Source organism: Lysinibacillus sp. FSL K6-3209, assembly GCF_037976175.1.
Lineage (GTDB): Bacteria > Bacillota > Bacilli > Bacillales_A > Planococcaceae > Lysinibacillus > Lysinibacillus sphaericus_D.
In genome coordinates, this window is sequence record NZ_CP150264.1 from 4,435,996 (window position 1) to 4,451,700 (window position 15,705).

Annotated in this window: 18 protein-coding genes and 2 other annotated features; all 18 genes read right to left on the reverse strand. The window is 39.6% G+C overall.

Annotated features, from left to right (window positions below):
• Positions 1 to 41: 41 nt before the first annotated feature.
• Positions 42 to 542 carry a 50S ribosomal protein L10 gene (gene rplJ / locus MHH88_RS21635; RefSeq protein ID WP_024364383.1) on the reverse strand — a complete coding sequence of 167 codons (501 nt, stop codon included), beginning with the start codon at positions 540 to 542 and terminating at the stop codon, positions 42 to 44.
• A 32-nt stretch (positions 543 to 574) separates the two neighbouring features.
• Positions 575 to 721 (reverse strand) — a sequence feature (ribosomal protein L10 leader region).
• Positions 722 to 778: 57 nt separating this feature from the next.
• Positions 779 to 1,477: a 50S ribosomal protein L1 gene (gene rplA / locus MHH88_RS21640; protein ID WP_024364384.1), complete on the reverse strand. Its 699-nt coding sequence runs from the start codon at positions 1,475 to 1,477 to the stop codon at positions 779 to 781.
• Positions 1,478 to 1,595: 118 nt separating this feature from the next.
• The gene (gene rplK, locus MHH88_RS21645; protein ID WP_004233593.1) at positions 1,596 to 2,021 is read right to left on the reverse strand and encodes a 50S ribosomal protein L11; all 426 of its coding nucleotides are present in this window, start codon (positions 2,019 to 2,021) and stop codon (positions 1,596 to 1,598) included.
• A gap of 231 nt (positions 2,022 to 2,252) precedes the next feature.
• Positions 2,253 to 2,786 carry a transcription termination/antitermination protein NusG gene (nusG, locus tag MHH88_RS21650; RefSeq protein WP_069514311.1) on the reverse strand — a complete coding sequence of 178 codons (534 nt, stop codon included), beginning with the start codon at positions 2,784 to 2,786 and terminating at the stop codon, positions 2,253 to 2,255.
• A 312-nt stretch (positions 2,787 to 3,098) separates the two neighbouring features.
• A complete protein-coding gene (gene secE / locus MHH88_RS21655; RefSeq protein WP_004233589.1) occupies positions 3,099 to 3,284 on the reverse strand; it encodes a preprotein translocase subunit SecE in 186 nt (61 codons plus the stop codon).
• Positions 3,285 to 3,332: 48 nt separating this feature from the next.
• Entirely contained in the window at positions 3,333 to 3,479 is a 147-nt protein-coding gene (rpmG, locus tag MHH88_RS21660) for a 50S ribosomal protein L33 (RefSeq protein ID WP_080653390.1), read from the reverse strand.
• A 77-nt stretch (positions 3,480 to 3,556) separates the two neighbouring features.
• Positions 3,557 to 4,204 (reverse strand): RNA polymerase sporulation sigma factor SigH, encoded by a 648-nt coding sequence (sigH, locus tag MHH88_RS21665; protein ID WP_339260613.1) that lies wholly within the window; start codon positions 4,202 to 4,204, stop codon positions 3,557 to 3,559.
• Between the two features lie 68 nt (positions 4,205 to 4,272).
• Positions 4,273 to 4,785, reverse strand: a complete 513-nt coding sequence (locus tag MHH88_RS21670) for an NYN domain-containing protein (protein ID WP_024364387.1) — start codon at positions 4,783 to 4,785, stop codon at positions 4,273 to 4,275.
• Between the two features lie 2 nt (positions 4,786 to 4,787).
• A complete protein-coding gene (gene rlmB, locus MHH88_RS21675; RefSeq protein ID WP_069514308.1) occupies positions 4,788 to 5,540 on the reverse strand; it encodes a 23S rRNA (guanosine(2251)-2'-O)-methyltransferase RlmB in 753 nt (250 codons plus the stop codon).
• Entirely contained in the window at positions 5,540 to 5,959 is a 420-nt protein-coding gene (locus MHH88_RS21680) for a Mini-ribonuclease 3 (RefSeq protein ID WP_024364389.1), read from the reverse strand. Before MHH88_RS21680 ends, rlmB begins: the two co-directional genes overlap by 1 nt.
• Position 5,960: 1 nt before the next feature.
• Positions 5,961 to 7,364 (reverse strand): cysteine--tRNA ligase, encoded by a 1,404-nt coding sequence (cysS, locus tag MHH88_RS21685; RefSeq protein WP_339260616.1) that lies wholly within the window; start codon positions 7,362 to 7,364, stop codon positions 5,961 to 5,963.
• Positions 7,361 to 8,011: a serine O-acetyltransferase EpsC gene (gene epsC / locus MHH88_RS21690; protein ID WP_024364391.1), complete on the reverse strand. Its 651-nt coding sequence runs from the start codon at positions 8,009 to 8,011 to the stop codon at positions 7,361 to 7,363. Before epsC ends, cysS begins: the two co-directional genes overlap by 4 nt.
• Before the next feature lie 182 nt (positions 8,012 to 8,193).
• Positions 8,194 to 8,412, reverse strand: a binding site (T-box leader).
• Positions 8,413 to 8,461: 49 nt separating this feature from the next.
• Positions 8,462 to 9,922: a glutamate--tRNA ligase gene (gltX, locus tag MHH88_RS21695; RefSeq protein ID WP_339260618.1), complete on the reverse strand. Its 1,461-nt coding sequence runs from the start codon at positions 9,920 to 9,922 to the stop codon at positions 8,462 to 8,464.
• Positions 9,923 to 10,046: 124 nt separating this feature from the next.
• Positions 10,047 to 10,523: a 2-C-methyl-D-erythritol 2,4-cyclodiphosphate synthase gene (gene ispF / locus MHH88_RS21700; RefSeq protein WP_024364393.1), complete on the reverse strand. Its 477-nt coding sequence runs from the start codon at positions 10,521 to 10,523 to the stop codon at positions 10,047 to 10,049.
• Between the two features lie 416 nt (positions 10,524 to 10,939).
• Positions 10,940 to 12,090, reverse strand: a protein-coding gene (locus MHH88_RS21705) for an IS3 family transposase (RefSeq protein ID WP_339259661.1) whose coding sequence is annotated in 2 segments (ribosomal slippage) — positions 10,940 to 11,817 and positions 11,817 to 12,090 — 1,152 coding nt in all. Because the reading frame shifts where the segments join, the coding sequence is not laid out codon by codon here.
• Between the two features lie 147 nt (positions 12,091 to 12,237).
• A complete protein-coding gene (gene ispD / locus MHH88_RS21710) occupies positions 12,238 to 12,933 on the reverse strand; it encodes a 2-C-methyl-D-erythritol 4-phosphate cytidylyltransferase (RefSeq protein WP_339260620.1) in 696 nt (231 codons plus the stop codon).
• Between the two features lie 12 nt (positions 12,934 to 12,945).
• A complete protein-coding gene (locus MHH88_RS21715; RefSeq protein WP_069514292.1) occupies positions 12,946 to 14,031 on the reverse strand; it encodes a PIN/TRAM domain-containing protein in 1,086 nt (361 codons plus the stop codon).
• Between the two features lie 282 nt (positions 14,032 to 14,313).
• Positions 14,314 to 15,690: a DNA repair protein RadA gene (gene radA / locus MHH88_RS21720; protein ID WP_069514289.1), complete on the reverse strand. Its 1,377-nt coding sequence runs from the start codon at positions 15,688 to 15,690 to the stop codon at positions 14,314 to 14,316.
• Between the last annotated feature and the right edge of the window lie 15 nt (positions 15,691 to 15,705).

The window sequence follows — 15,705 nt, forward strand, 5'->3', positions numbered from 1 at the left end:
TTTTTTGCGGTCAAGCCGCGGAAGTTATGCTACGTAAGAAATTACGCGCCTTGTTCTTCTTTTTGTTCTGCAACAGCTTTTGTTGCAAGTGCGAAGTTGCGCACTGGAGCTTGAAGTACAGATAAAAGCATTGAAAGAAGACCTTCGCGTGATGGAAGTTCTGCAAGTGCTTTAACATCTTCAACAGAAGAGATTGCACCTTCAATAATACCTGCTTTAATTTCTAAAGCTTCGTTTTTCTTAGCGAACTCGTTGATGATTTTAGCAGGAGCTACAACATCTTCAGTTGAGAACGCGATTGCGTTAGGACCAGTTAATACTTCATTGATTCCTTCAACACCAGCAGCTTCAGCAGCACGACGAGTTAAAGTGTTTTTGTAAACTTTAAACTCAACACCAGCTTCACGAAGTTGTTTACGAAGTTCAGTCACTTGTGCAACATTAAGACCACGGTAATCCACTACTACTACAGAAGCAGCGCTTTGGAATTTTTCAGTGATTTCTTGCACTTGAGATTGTTTGTTTTCGATTGCTTTGCTCATGATGACACCTCCTATTAGAATGGGTCATTTATACCGACAAAAGAAAAGCCTCTGAGTCATATAGACACAGAGGCTGAAAGTCATCATCTTTAAAATAAGAATCCGAATTCCGATGTCCTCGGTAGGAACATTAAGTGACAAGTCACTCCTACTGTCTACGGTACAAATGGATGATTCACAACAGCATCCATCATACCAAAGATGCGGATAGCTGTCAACCGATTTATATAAATAAATTATTTTACTACTACGTTAGCAGCGTCAATTTTAACAGCTGGGCCCATTGTAGTTGTAACATTTACAGATTTCATGTAAGTACCTTTAGCTGCAGCAGGTTTTGCTTTTTGAACAACGTCAAATACAGTTAAGAAGTTTTCTACAAGTTTTTCTGTTGCAAAAGAAACTTTACCGATAGGAGCGTGGATAATACCAGCTTTGTCAGCGCGGTATTCTACTTTACCAGCTTTGATTTCTTCGATTGCTTTTGTTACGTCAAATGTAACTGTACCAGTTTTAGGGTTTGGCATTAAGCCTTTAGGTCCTAATACGCGACCAAGTTTACCAACTTCACCCATCATGTCAGGAGTTGCTACGATTACATCGAAGTCAAACCAACCTTGTTGGATTTTTTGGATGTACTCTGCATCGCCTACATAGTCAGCGCCAGCAGCTTCTGCTTCTTTAAGTTTTTCACCTTTAGCGAAAACTAATACGCGTTGAGTTTTACCAGTACCGTTTGGTAGCACTACTGCACCACGGATTTGTTGGTCGTTTTTACGAGTATCGATTCCTAAACGGAAAGCAACTTCTACAGTAGCGTCGAAGTTTACTGTGCTAGTTTTTTGAGCAAGTTCGATTGCTTCTTGTGCGCCGTATACGTTGTTACGGTCGATTAATTTCGCTGCATCTTGCAGTTTTTTACCTTTTTTAGCCATTATATATTTCCTCCTTGATTGTGGTTATAGCGGATTTTACCTCCCACGAATAAAGGTTGCGCGTTCACAAAGAAACTCCGCAACCTTCCAAAAAACAAAAACATCAAGTAAATGGGAATTAGTCTTCGATAACAATACCCATGCTTCGTGCAGTACCTTCAACCATTAACATAGCAGCTTCAACTGAAGCAGCGTTAAGGTCTGGCATTTTAGTTTCAGCGATTTCGCGAACTTTATCACGTTTAACCGTTGCAACTTTTTTACGGTTTGGTTCACCAGATCCAGATTGGATACCAGCTGCTACTTTAAGTAAAACTGCTGCAGGTGGAGTTTTCGTAATGAAAGTGAATGAACGGTCCTCGAATACTGAAATTTCAACTGGAATAATAAGACCAGCTTGATCAGCAGTACGCGCATTGAACTCTTTACAGAATCCCATGATGTTCACACCTGCTTGACCTAATGCAGGACCAACCGGTGGAGCTGGGTTTGCTTTACCAGCAGGGATTTGAAGTTTAACAACTTTAATAACTTTTTTAGCCACGAGACACACCTCCTTAAGTCCGTGATGTGGTAATTGGGTTGCCCCTCCCACTCAATATCTGTCTGTCAGCTAAGTGCCGATAACATTAAAATTATCATTACAGACGTCAACCGAAGTTTGACAGTCTGACCTTTGAAATGATACCACTTTTAATTTTTTTAAGCAAGTAGTAATTAACAAAATTTGCGATATACGCTCAACCATACACGAATTAGTTACTAGAATTTTAAATTACAATTTTTGAATTTGCTCAAAATCCAGTTCCATAATTGTTTCGCGACCAAACATATCTACAGATACTTTCAGTTTTCCTTTTTCAGCGTCAATTTCTTCAACACGCCCTTGGAAGTGTGCAAACGGTCCTTCTAATACTTCAACCGCTTCACCAACTGTAATATCAATTTCAACAACTTTTTCTGTCATGCCCATTTGTTGTAATAAACGATCTGCTTCCTCTGGTAATAGAGGTGTTGGTTTTGCTCCACCACCTGATGAACCGATAAAGCCAGTTACTCCTGGTGTATTACGTACAACATACCAAGAATCATCTGTCATAATTAGTTCTACTAGGACATAACCAGGGAAAACTTTACGCATCATTGTGCGCTTTTTGCCGTCTTTCATTTCTGTTTCCTCATGCTCAGGCACGATAACACGGAAGATTTTATCTTGCATTCCCATTGTTTCAACACGTTTTTCTAGGTTTGCTTTTACACGGTTCTCATACCCTGAATACGTATGAACAACATACCAATTTTTCTCCATAACTGCTAGGACTACTCGTCCGTCCCTCCCTTACTAATAAAAGTGAAAATGATCGCGATATGCAATTTTGCATCCTTTATTCTTTTCACAAGCTTCTCAATAGAAAAACATAGCTTTCGCCATAGCAAGCGAAAGCCCGATGATAAATACCTAATTAGCATAGTCATCTATCGCTACCAACATACTTTTACTAGTAGCACGCTTATCATAATGAGAACATTTTACTGCTCTTTACTTCATAAAACAAACGAAAAAACCCGTTATTGGAAAGGACGGGCTATTTTCAAAAGTATTAACATGCTCTTTTCTAATTTATAAATCTAAGTACCAGCGGAATAATGATGAAATACCTAAGTCTACTAACACAAAAAATAAAGCCATAATTACTACAGTTGAAATTACAACGACTGTATATTTCGTCAGTTCTTTACTTTTTGGCCAGCTAGTTTTTCGCATTTCCGACATTACGTCGCTGAAAAAACTTTTAATCTTACCCATTCTAGCCTAACCTCCGAATCAATCATATCTGTCTATTTACAAAATATTTTATAGCGTTTGTTTATGCACTGTATGTTCATTGCAATGCGAGCAAAATTTCTTTAATTCGAGGCGTACAGTAGAATCTCCCTTAGCAGGAAATGTGTAATTTCTCGAACCGCATTTTTCACAATTTAGCACGACTTTCTTTGTCATGTAATCACCTTTTTTGGCACTTTGTCTTTTAAAGACTAACACCTAAAATTGTCAATGTCAACAAGGGTAAGTGACCTCTACGACATTTCCTCGAGCACTAAATGACGCTCTAATTTCCGCTTTACTCGTTGCAAAGCATTGTCAATTGACTTCACATGACGATTCAATTTCGCGGAAATTTCATGATAGGATTGTCCATCTAAGTAGAGTGCTAGCACTTGCAGCTCTAATTCACTTAAAATCTCACTCATTTTTTCTTCTAAATAACCAAACTCTTCTCTATGAATCATTAACTCTTCTGGATCATCCATAATAGCACCTGTTAATACATCCATTAATGTACGATCAGATTCCTCATCAAAAATAGGCTTGTCTAACGAAACATAGGAATTGAGTGGAATGTGTTTTTGCCTTGTTGCTGTTTTAATAGCGGTAATAATTTGTCTTGTTATACATAACTCCGCAAAAGCCCGAAAAGAAGCTAGCTTGTCCCCTTTAAAATCACGGACAGCTTTATACAAGCCAATCATTCCTTCTTGTACAATGTCTTCTTTATCAGCGCCAATTAAAAAATAGGATCTCGCCTTTGCTCTTACTAGCAAACGGTATTTTGTAATTAAAAAATCCAACGCATCTGTATTACCTTGATGCACCATTTCAATAAGCTCTTCATCATTGAATCGTTCAAAATCTTGTGACACTTGTACAATACTATTTTTAAACATGGTATCACCTCAGCTGCAACAGATAATTAGGAACAGTATAACGGAATTGGAAAATATCAGTCAATCAATCATTTCAAACCACGGCGCCACTTTTCAAAAGCGAGTGCCACATCTGGCTTTAGCTCTATGCGTGAAGGTGGCTTGCTATCCTGCTTACGTTTTACATCATGAGAAATTTTATGTTGAATAATGCTTAGATCAATTTCAAGCTCTCTTGCCGATTTGCGTAGTGCGCCATTGCCAAAAATAACACTTTGTTCAGCCATATCGGAAGTCGCCACATGAATTTGAATATGTCTTGCTTTTAGTTCTTGTGTCATCTTTTCAATGCGTTCATCTGCTGTTTCATTTTTCCTTGTATAAATAATCTCGACGCCATTTTCTATATAAGATTGCTCCACACCCGGCACAAGATGGGCGTCAAAAACAACTATCACGCGCCACCCTATTGCCGCTTTATATTCAGCCATAAGCTCAATTAGACGCTTACGGGCATCTTCAAAGTTTGTGTCACGTAATGGACGTAGCTCTTTCCAAGCTCCGATCATATTATAACCGTCAACAAGCAAAATGTTCTTCATCGTTAATCATTCGCTTCTTGACGTTTACGGTACACTTCATACATTAAAAGCGCCGCAGCTACAGAAGCATTTAATGATGTGACATGCCCAACCATAGGCAGATGATATAAAAAGTCACATTTCTCTTTTAGCAGGCGCCCCATTCCTTTACCCTCACTACCAATAATAATAGCAAGTGGTAGGGTAGCATCCATTTTACGATAATCCGCAGAGCCTTTTGCATCCGTACCAGCAATCCAGACGCCACGTTCTTTTAACTCATCTACTGTTTGGGCTAGGTTATTAACACGCACGACAGGCACGTGCTCGATTGCGCCTGTCGACGCTTTCGCCACAACGGCTGTTAAGCTCACTGAGCGACGCTTTGGAATAATAATACCATGCACACCAATTGCATCTGCAGTTCGCATAATAGAGCCTAAATTATGTGGGTCTTCTAACTCATCTAAAATTAAGAAAAACGGATCTTCTTGTTTTTTTTGTGCCGCTGCAAATAAATCGTCTAGCTCTGCATAGCTATATGCTGCTACAGATGCAACTATTCCTTGATGGTTAGCATCTGATAGTTGGTCGACCTTTTTTTTCGGTACAAATTGTACAATGATGCCACGTTCGCGAGCTAAATCAAGCAGTTCATTGACCCCTGATTTTTTTACACCTTCTGCAATCCATACTTTATTCATATCGCGGCCTGAACGAAGTGCTTCTAACACTGGGTTTTTACCGGCAATAATTTCACCATTTTGTTCTGCCATTATTTTGACACTCCTTTTAATTCCTCGATTATTTGAATAGCGTATGCAATGATGGCATAAACGCGTTCTAATTCACCTAGTAAATACAAGCTTCCAAGTACCGCTTCAAAGCCTGAACTATTGCGATAAGTTTGTACATCTGTATTTTTGGGAACAGAACCGGATTTGGCATTGCGTCCACGTCGGAACACTGCCAATTCCTGCTCTGTTAAAAAGTTTTCATCCATCATGCGATGTACAATTGTTGACTGTGCCTTTGCTGATACATAATGCGTTGCTTCTCTATGGAGTGTGTTCGGTTTTACGCGTCCGCTACGCAGTAAATACTCCCGTACCTTCTGTTCTAAAACCGCATCTCCCATATAAGCAAGCGCTAATGCATTTAATTGCTTCACATCTTCATTTCGGAGTTTATCCAAGTTACTTACCCCGTTTCCATCTTGTCCCTTGACGCGTATCCTCTAAAATGATACCTTGCGCTTGTAAATGGTCACGAATTTCATCTGAACGTGCAAAGTCGCGGTTTTTGCGCGCTTCTACGCGTTCATGCAACAGTGCTTCGATTTCTTCGTCCAGTAGTTCTGCTTCTTTAGCAAATTCAATACCTAAGACGTCACCTAATACTTCAAAAGTTTCAACAAATGTTAATAACACTTTCTCATCCGTATTTGTCTCATTCAAGTAAATATTAGCAATTCGTGCTAATTCAAATAATACTGAAATAGCATTCGCCGTATTGAAATCATCATCCATCGCTTCCTCGAACAGCGCTTTTTGTTGAGCAATTTGACGGAGCCATTCCTCTGTGCAATCGCCGAGACTTGCAGTTGCAGATAGGCGATACTTAACATTGTTGTATGAAGTACGAATACGCTCTAAACCAGTTGCTGCGGCATCTACTAAGTCCTTCGCAAAGTTAATTGGGTGGCGATAGTGAACAGATAACATAAAGAATCTTAAAATTTGCGGGTCGATTTGTTTACGGATATCGTTCACGAGCACAAAATTACCAAGGGATTTTGACATTTTTTCATTATCGATATTAATATATCCATTATGCATCCAGTAACGCGCAAATGTTGTATCGTTATGCGCTTCGGATTGCGCTATTTCATTTTCATGATGCGGGAAAGTCAAATCTTGACCACCTGCATGTATATCAATTGTATCACCTAAATGCTCACGCGCCATCACAGAACATTCGATATGCCATCCTGGACGTCCGTTGCCCCAAGGACTTTCCCAATAGATTTCACCAGGCTTTGCTGCTTTCCATAATGCGAAATCTAATGCATCATCCTTTTTCTCGCCAGCTTCGATACGTGCACCAATTTTTAAATCATCTACCGACTGATGAGATAATTTACCGTAACCATTGAATTTTCGAGTTCGGTAATAGACATCACCCGCTGACTCATATGCATAACCTTTGTCGATTAACACTTTAATAAAGTCAATAATATCATCCATATGATCCGTTACACGAGGATGGACATCTGCCTTTTTGCAACCTAATGCCGTCACATCTTCAAAATATGCGGCAATAAAACGGTCTGTCAGTTCATGAACTTCTTCTCCGAGCTCATTAGCTGCTTTAATAATTTTATCGTCTACATCCGTGAAATTTGAGACGAATTTTACTTCGTAGCCTTTATATTGAAAATAGCGGCGAACCGTATCATAGACAATTACAGGACGTGAATTCCCAATATGAATATAGTTATAAACCGTCGGACCGCAAACATACATTTTAACTTTTCCTTCTTCTAGCGGTACGAATGTTTCTTTTTGTCTTGTTAATGAGTTAAAAATTTGAATACTCATTGTTTTTCTCTCTCCTTTTGTAAGCGCCCGATTTCTTCTTGCAATGCTGCGATTTGCTTCTCGAAACCTTGACAACGTTCCTCTACAGGGTCAGGAATATTTTGATGGTCTAGTTTTTTCTCTAAACGAACACCATCTTTCATCACAACTTTACCAGGAATCCCTACTACTGTAGCGTTTGGTGGCACTTCTTTTAAAACGACTGAACCTGCACCAATTTTACTATTCTCACCAATTGTAATAGAACCTAATACTTTGGCACCAGTGGCAACTAACACATTATCTTCTAATGTTGGATGGCGCTTTCCTTTTTCTTTCCCTGTACCACCTAGTGTAACACCTTGATAAAGGGTAACATTATCGCCTATTTCACAAGTTTCCCCTATAACCACGCCCATACCATGGTCGATAAAGAAGCGTCGACCAATTTTAGCACCAGGATGTATTTCAATTCCCGTAAAGAAACGACTAATTTGTGAAATTACACGTGCGATAAAATAAAAACGTCTTTTAAAAAACCAGTGGGCAATACGATGCGCCCATGTAGCATGCAGGCCTGAATATGTTAATACCACTTCCAGTACACTGCGCGCCGCTGGGTCATTCTCAAAAATAGTATCTACATCTTCCTTCATTCTTTTAAACATTAAAGCTCCCCCTTTTCGTTACAATGTGTGTCATGACCTCAACCTTGCGACCTTAAATCCTACACCCCCGCACAATGAATAGCCTTACAACCTATTGTTATTAGTAATGATTGCCCTCTTACATCTAACACTGAATTTTTTTGAAAAATAAAAAAGCGCCCCTATCATTCCCATAAAGGAATGACAGAGACGCTGAAATTTGCGCGGTTCCACTCTGATTGAAGGCAAAAGCCTTCCACTTTGGACGTCCTATAACGGGAACGAACCGATAGAGCCTACTAATGTTCAGCTCTATGCTCAAAGGTGCATTTCGGTTTTGCCTTGGCTCAGACCACTTTCAGCCGGTGATGGTCCTCTCTTTAGAGCATGCGCTACGTACTTCTCCTTATCAACGCTTTCACAATGTACATTCATTTTACATCGACAATATAAATTGTCAATAAAATTCTATTACTTCGCGTATTTTTCTACACGGTCAATTGTTTTCTCTTTACCAATTAAACAAATCGCATTTGGTAACTCTGGACCGTGTGTTTCACCAGTCGTCACAACACGGATTGGCATAAATAGATTTTTACCTTTATGACCTGTCTCTTTTTGTACAGCTTTGATAGCTGCTTTGACAGTTTCAGGTGTAAATTCTTCTAAATTTTCAAGTTGCGCTTTAAATGCAGCCATTACCTCTGGTACTTGCTCGCCAGCTAAAACGGCTTTTGCTTCTTCATCATATTCAATATGATCGTTAAAGAATAGGCTTGACAGTTCCACGATTTCAGCACCAAAGCTCATTTGTTCATGATAAAGTGCGATTAAATCTGTTGCCCAAGCGCGCTCTTCTGCTGTTAACTCTTCTGGTAATAAGCCTGCTTTTTGTAAGTGCGGTAAAGATAATGCCACGACTTCTTCTAAAGATAATTTTTTGATGTATTGATTATTCATCCAAGTCAGCTTTTGCTTATCAAACATAGATGGTGATTTCGATAAACGCTTCTCATCAAAGATTTTAATAAATTCTTCTTTAGAGAAAATCTCTTCTTCACCTTCAGGAGACCAACCAAGTAAAGCAAAGAAATTAAACATCGCTTCTGGTAAGTAACCAAGGTCTTTATATTGCGTTACGAATTGGATAATGGACTCGTCTCGTTTTGATAGCTTTTTGCGATTTTCGTTGATGATTAATGTCATATGTCCGAAGCGAGGATACTCCCAGCCAAATGCATCGAAGATCATCATTTGTTTTGGTGTATTTGATAAATGCTCTTCACCACGGAACACATGTGAGATTTCCATAAAGTGGTCATCTAATACTACTGCGTAATTGTAAGTTGGAATACCGTTTGCTTTCACAAGCACCCAGTCGCCCACATCTTTCGATTCGAACGCTACATGTCCACGTACTAAATCCTCAAATTCATATGTTACATTTTCAGGTACACGCATACGAATTGTATATTGTTCGCCAGCCGCTTCTTTAGCCGCTACTTCTTCCGCTGATAAATGACGGCAAGTTCCATCATAAGTAGGTGCTGCAACACCACGAGCTTTTTGTTCTTCACGCGATGCTTCTAATTTTTCTGATGAACAGAAACATTTATACGCTGTGCCTTGTTGTAATAACTTTTCAGCATGCTCTTTGTAAATATCTAAGCGCTCCATTTGACGATAAGGTGCATACGGACCACCAATGTCGATCGATTCGTCATATTCGATACCTAACCATTTTAAGTTATCTAACTGAGACGCTTCTCCACCTTCTACATTACGCTCAATATCCGTATCTTCAATACGCACGATGAATTTACCGTTATGATGTTTTGCATATAAATAGTTGAATAACGCTGTACGTGCACCGCCAATATGTAAAAATCCAGTTGGTGATGGCGCGTAACGAACGCGAACTTCTTTCGTCATAATTAAATGCCTCCTAAATATTCGTCTGAAAATAATTCCGACCTTATTAACTTTGTTCATTTTACCACTGTAGTATAGGAAATTAAAGTAGCGCGTGTTTTTCAAGTGGACACGCGCCATTTTTTTATTTTTTAATCAGTAAAATTGTTGCCATTGAAGCAATGCCTTCTTCACGTCCTGTAAAGCCAAGTCGTTCAGTAGTTGTCGCTTTTACATTTACTTGTGATGCATCAGCGTTTAATAACGTTGCAATGCGATTTCTCATTTGTTCAATATAAGGCGCCATTTTCGGACGTTGTGCCATAATTGTGCAGTCAACATTGCCAAGCACATAGCCTTTGTCCTCAACGATTTTCCAAATATACTCTAGCAACTTTGCTGAATCGGCATCTTTCCATTCTGGATCTGTATCTGGAAAATGACGCCCAATATCACCTTCTCCAATTGCCCCCAGCGCAGCATCTGTTACTGTGTGCAATAAGACATCCGCATCTGAATGTCCTACTAGGCCCTTTTCATGTGGGATTGTAATACCACCAATAATTAGTGGACGCCCTTCTTCAAATGCATGTACGTCAAAACCTTGTCCTACTCGAAACATACAATACTGCCGTTACAACAGTGACCATTGCAACAGCATTCACCTGCCTTTTTCATTTTCTATTTATAGACAGTTTAACATATTTCCTAGGAAATTGAGCTGTCCGTAACGACTATAGTCAACATATTATAGTTTGTTCATAATCGTAAAAGAAAGTAGCTGGGGCATAACTAAAAAATTTAAGGAACAGAGGAAAGGTTTTCATATATTTTTGCTATTAAGGAGAAGAAATTAGCTATTCTTGCTTGTGCAATCAATAAAAAATTAGAAGTCTTCACTAGTTGTTGGTACGGTGGCGATGACTCGTGCTCAGAACAGCACACAATGTAAGATGCGGGCAACAAAGGCATAGCAAAAAAGTGTTAGATTGATTGGGGGGACTGACCCCGATATATAAGACAGTTATCAAAAAAGCATCACTCAACCAGTTGTCGGTATTGAACCGGCGACTGGTTGTTTAGTTTCGTTTGAATTCGGTTATTGTTATAATAGTTTATATAGTCTTTGACAGTTTGTTCTACGATGGCCGTCGTAGTACTGTTCAAATTGTCTAAGTAGAATGTTTCAGACTTTAACACAGAATGAAACGATTCGATTGGGGCATTATCAGCGGGCGTACCTTTACGGGACATGCTCATGGTAATGCCTTTTGCTTTTACGGCCTGTTGATAATCATACGATGTGTATACCGCCCCTTGGTCACTGTGCAACGTACACCCTTCGGGCAAATGGTGAAGTTGAGCTAATGTATCCAGCACAAAATCAGTATCTTGACAGTCTCCAATCGAATAGGCAATAATTTCACCATTATATAAATCTTGAATACTTGAAAGATACAACTGTTTTTGACCAAATGGCAAGTAAGTAATATCAGTTACGAGCTTCTGTAACGGTGCTGTGGCTTCAAAATCGCGATTTAATAAATTTGCTGCGATTGCATATGGTTGTCCTGTTCGTTTCCGTTTTTTCACTTTCACGCGACATTGCCAACCATATTTTTGCATGATACGTTGAACAACTTTATGATTGACGCACATTTCTTGACGTAAGAGTGCTGTAATTTTTCTGTAGCCATAGCGAAATTTATTTGCACGACAGAGTTCACCGATACGTCTCTCTATTGCTTGACGAGACCTTGCATCGGTAGATGCCTGTTTCCAACGATAGTAGGTAGATCGTGCAATCCCAAAGTGTTTACAAATGTCCTTTACAGACATCATGCTTCTTAGTGACGCAACTAACTGTACAGCTACTTCTCCAACCACTTCCTCTCCAACTCTGCGTACTTTTTTAGCACCTCAATTTGTTGCTTTAAATAACGGTTTTCCAATGCTAATTTCGTTTGTTCATTGTCCGGTTCAGGACCTTTATTAAAGATATATTGTTTGCCTACAGGTTGTTTCAAACGATTGACTTCACCATTTCTATACCAACGCACCCATGTTTCGACCTGTGTTTTATGGCGTATATTTAATTCCAATAGAATCTGTTTGACAGGTACCCCCGCTAATCGCATCTCAATCGCTTTCATTTTTACTTCATATGGATAACTCACTCTTGTTCCCATAGAAAAAACACCTCCAAATTGAAATTTAAGTATCTATACCCGAATTTCAATCGAAGATGCTTTTTTTATTTGTCTTTACCTATTGGGGTCAGTTCCGGGTTCAACCTAACACTTTTTCTCTTTTGTCCCAGCTTCTTTATAAAGCAATTACAAATTATTCCCCAACGCTCGTTTACGTAAAATAGCTTCACCAAAAAGTAAATCTTCTTTTGTTGTCATCTTTACGTTTTCATAGTTGCTTTCAACAATGTGCACCTCATGACCAAGTCGCTCGACTAACATCGCCTCATCTGTTCCGAGGAAGCCCACTTTCTCAGCAACATCTTCCGCTTCTACAATCAAATCGAAGCGGAAGGCTTGAGGCGTTTGAATCATCCATAAGCTTTCACGGTCCACCGTTTCTTCAATGATGCCATTACGTACTTTTTTCATTGTGTCCTTTGCACGAACACCAGCGATTGCAGCGCCAAAGTTATGCGCACTTTGCACAAGGTTTGCAATAATATCGCGCGTAATAAATGGGCGTGCTGCATCATGCACTAAAACAATATCAACCTGCTCCATTTCTTTCATACAAGCGTGCACTGAATGCTGTCGCTCTGCTCCACCATCAGGCAAGCCTTTGACCTTAGAAACCCCATAGTTTTCTAGCATCTTTTGAATCACAGCACGTTCTGCTGGTTTCACCGCAAGCCAAATGCCAGTACAGTTTTCATCTTGCTCAAATACTTCTAATGTGTGTATTAAAATCGGTTTCTCTAAAAGCTCTAAAAATAATTTATTTCGCCCTGCTCCCATTCGCTTGCCACTTCCTGCTGCTGGAAGCACTACTTCATACTGCACATTGTCCACTTCCTAATCGTCCTTTGGCTTAGCAAAAATCATTCGACCTGCAGATGTTTGTAGAACGCTCGTTACAGTTACGGTAATAGCCTGTCCGATATAATTGCGGCCTCCTTCTACAACAATCATCGTGCCATCATCCAAATAGGCCACACCTTGGTTATGCTCTTTCCCATCTTTAATAACGACCACTTGCATATCTTCTCCAGGAATCACAACTGGTTTCACTGCATTTGCCAAATCATTAATATTCAGTACTTTCACTTGATGTAATTCACATACTTTGTTCAAGTTGAAGTCATTTGTCACAATTTGTGTATCATTATCCATTTTCTTTGCAAGACGTACAAGTTTTAAATCCACTTCCTGCACATCTTCAAAATCTTCTTCGGTAATTTCTACTTTTGTCATACGTTCATCTTGCAGTTTCTTTAATATATCCAAACCACGGCGACCTCTTGTACGTTTTAATGTATCGGAGGAATCTGCAATATGCTGTAGTTCCGTTAATACAAACTGCGGCACAACTAAAACGCCTTCAATAAAACCTGTTTCCGAAATATCCGCAATACGCCCATCTATAATAACGCTCGTATCTAGCAATTTATAACTACCGCGATTTTCTGGAACGTCAATCCCTTCAGTTGCTTTTTTCTTTGCATTATTCCCACGTAAGGTAAATAACTGAAGTAACTCATCTCGCTTTTTAAAACCAACACGGAATCCCAAATATCCAAGCACAAACGATAAGATAATCGGAATTACTTCTGAAATACCGCGAATCTGAACGCTATCAATCGCAAAGCCTAGGAAATAGGCTACGATAAGTCCTACAATTAGCCCAAGCGTACCAAATAATAAATCCCCAACAGGCACTTTAAAAAGCACCTCTTCCATCCAGCTAATTAGCCGAACAAAATAATCGGAAAAAGCAAATGATAATGTAAATAGTAAAAGCGCACCTAAAGCAACTGATACGTAAGGATTATCAAGCCAAGGATTAGATGATAAATGAAGCAATTCGTATAATGGCGGTAAGAAAACAAGGCCTAAAGCTCCTCCAATCAGTAAAAAAGCAATTTGAATAAATTTTTTCATACTGTCACCTCCAATTCTTATATTCGATTATACATATTTTACTGTAGAAAATCTTTTTTGAGCTCATCAAAACATTATTAAATTTCCTTCAGTTTATTGGACGTTATGGAAGGCTTAAGAGATGCCTAATTTCCACAATAATTGTTATCCAATTTCATGAAATTAATGTTTGTTGCTCCTATGATGTAAAAATGCATGCTAGGATGTCGCCCAACATGCATTTATTTTAGTTAAAGTAATTGCCTAACGTAACGCTACATGCAGACACAAATCTTCATGTCTTTATAGCTCTCTAAAGCAGGCATTTAATGCATCTTTAATTGTTTCCACACCAACAATTTCAATACCAGGCGGGAAATCCCAACCACCAATATTAGATGCAGGGATAAATGCTCGCTTAAATCCTAGTTTTGCCGCCTCTAACACACGTTGTTCAATTCGTGTAACACGACGAACCTCTCCTGTTAACCCTACTTCTCCAATAAAGCAATCTGTTCCCCGTACTGCCTGATCCTTAAAGCTAGAAACAATACTCGTCAAGACAGCTAAGTCAATGGCAGGCTCATCTAGCTTTACTCCGCCAGCAACTTTAATATATGCATCTTGTGCTTGTAACATGAGACCCATGCGCTTTTCAAGCACTGCCATAAGCAATTGCACACGGTTTTGGTCCACTCCTGTTGCCATCCGTTTCGGATAATTAAAGCTTGTAGGGGTTACAAGTGATTGGATTTCTACTAAAATTGGCCTTGTTCCCTCCATTGATGCCACGATTGTTGAACCTGCTGCCCCTTGTGAACGTTCCTGTAAAAATAGTTCAGACGGATTCAAAACTTCCTTTAAGCCCCCCTGAAGCATTTCAAAGATAGCAATTTCATTTGTAGAACCAAAGCGGTTTTTTTGGCTCCGTAAAATACGGTGATTGTGATGTCGTTCTCCTTCGAAATACAGCACTGTATCAACCATATGCTCTAAAATACGTGGTCCTGCAATTTGACCTTCCTTCGTCACATGCCCAACTAAGAAAATGGCAATGCCTTTTGTTTTCGCTATCCGCATTAGCTCCGCTGTACATTCACGTACTTGTGATACACTACCTGGCGCACTTGTCACCTCTGGATGGAACACCGTTTGGATAGAATCCACAATCACAAACTTTGGTTGTACATCGTCGATTGTTTGATTTAACAACTCTAAATTCGTCTCCGAATAAATATACAGCTCTTGAGATACAACCCCTAAACGCTCTGCACGTAGTTTCGTTTGTCGAATGGATTCCTCACCAGAAATATAGAGCACTCGATGACCTTTATTGGACAACAACGCAGACACCTGTAATAGCAATGTCGATTTTCCGATACCCGGATCACCCCCGATTAACACCAGAGATCCAGGAACAATTCCTCCGCCCAAGACACGATTGAGCTCACCCATTTCTGTAGCGACCCGAGACTCCTCAGCCGCTTCTACTTGGATAATCGGTACAGCCTTTTGCGTGACAGTTGCAGAGTGCTGGAATGCCCCTCTTGGACCTTTCGCCACAACCTCTACTTCCTCAACCATTTTATTCCATTCACCACATCCTGGACAGCGTCCCATCCACTTTGCAGATTCATAGCCACAACCTGTACAGACAAATTTAGTTTTTTTCTTCGCCATCGTACCACCTCGAAT

Excerpts from the sequence above, each read along its gene's own strand:
- rplJ (WP_024364383.1), bottom strand. The coding sequence starts at position 542 with ATGAGCAAAGCAATCGAAAACAAACAATCTCAAGTGCAAGAAATCACT.
- rplA (WP_024364384.1), bottom strand. The coding sequence starts at position 1,477 with ATGGCTAAAAAAGGTAAAAAACTGCAAGATGCAGCGAAATTAATCGAC.
- nusG (WP_069514311.1), bottom strand. The coding sequence starts at position 2,786 with ATGGAGAAAAATTGGTATGTTGTTCATACGTATTCAGGGTATGAGAAC.
- secE (WP_004233589.1), bottom strand. The coding sequence starts at position 3,284 with ATGGGTAAGATTAAAAGTTTTTTCAGCGACGTAATGTCGGAAATGCGA.
- rpmG (WP_080653390.1), bottom strand. The coding sequence starts at position 3,479 with ATGACAAAGAAAGTCGTGCTAAATTGTGAAAAATGCGGTTCGAGAAAT.
- sigH (WP_339260613.1), bottom strand. The coding sequence starts at position 4,204 with ATGTTTAAAAATAGTATTGTACAAGTGTCACAAGATTTTGAACGATTC.
- MHH88_RS21670 (WP_024364387.1), bottom strand. The coding sequence starts at position 4,785 with ATGAAGAACATTTTGCTTGTTGACGGTTATAATATGATCGGAGCTTGG.
- rlmB (WP_069514308.1), bottom strand. The coding sequence starts at position 5,540 with ATGGCAGAACAAAATGGTGAAATTATTGCCGGTAAAAACCCAGTGTTA.
- cysS (WP_339260616.1), bottom strand. The coding sequence starts at position 7,364 with ATGAGTATTCAAATTTTTAACTCATTAACAAGACAAAAAGAAACATTC.
- epsC (WP_024364391.1), bottom strand. The coding sequence starts at position 8,011 with ATGTTTAAAAGAATGAAGGAAGATGTAGATACTATTTTTGAGAATGAC.
- gltX (WP_339260618.1), bottom strand. The coding sequence starts at position 9,922 with ATGACGAAAGAAGTTCGCGTTCGTTACGCGCCATCACCAACTGGATTT.
- ispF (WP_024364393.1), bottom strand. The coding sequence starts at position 10,523 with ATGTTTCGAGTAGGACAAGGTTTTGACGTACATGCATTTGAAGAAGGG.
- MHH88_RS21715 (WP_069514292.1), bottom strand. The coding sequence starts at position 14,031 with ATGAAAAAATTTATTCAAATTGCTTTTTTACTGATTGGAGGAGCTTTA.
- radA (WP_069514289.1), bottom strand. The coding sequence starts at position 15,690 with ATGGCGAAGAAAAAAACTAAATTTGTCTGTACAGGTTGTGGCTATGAA.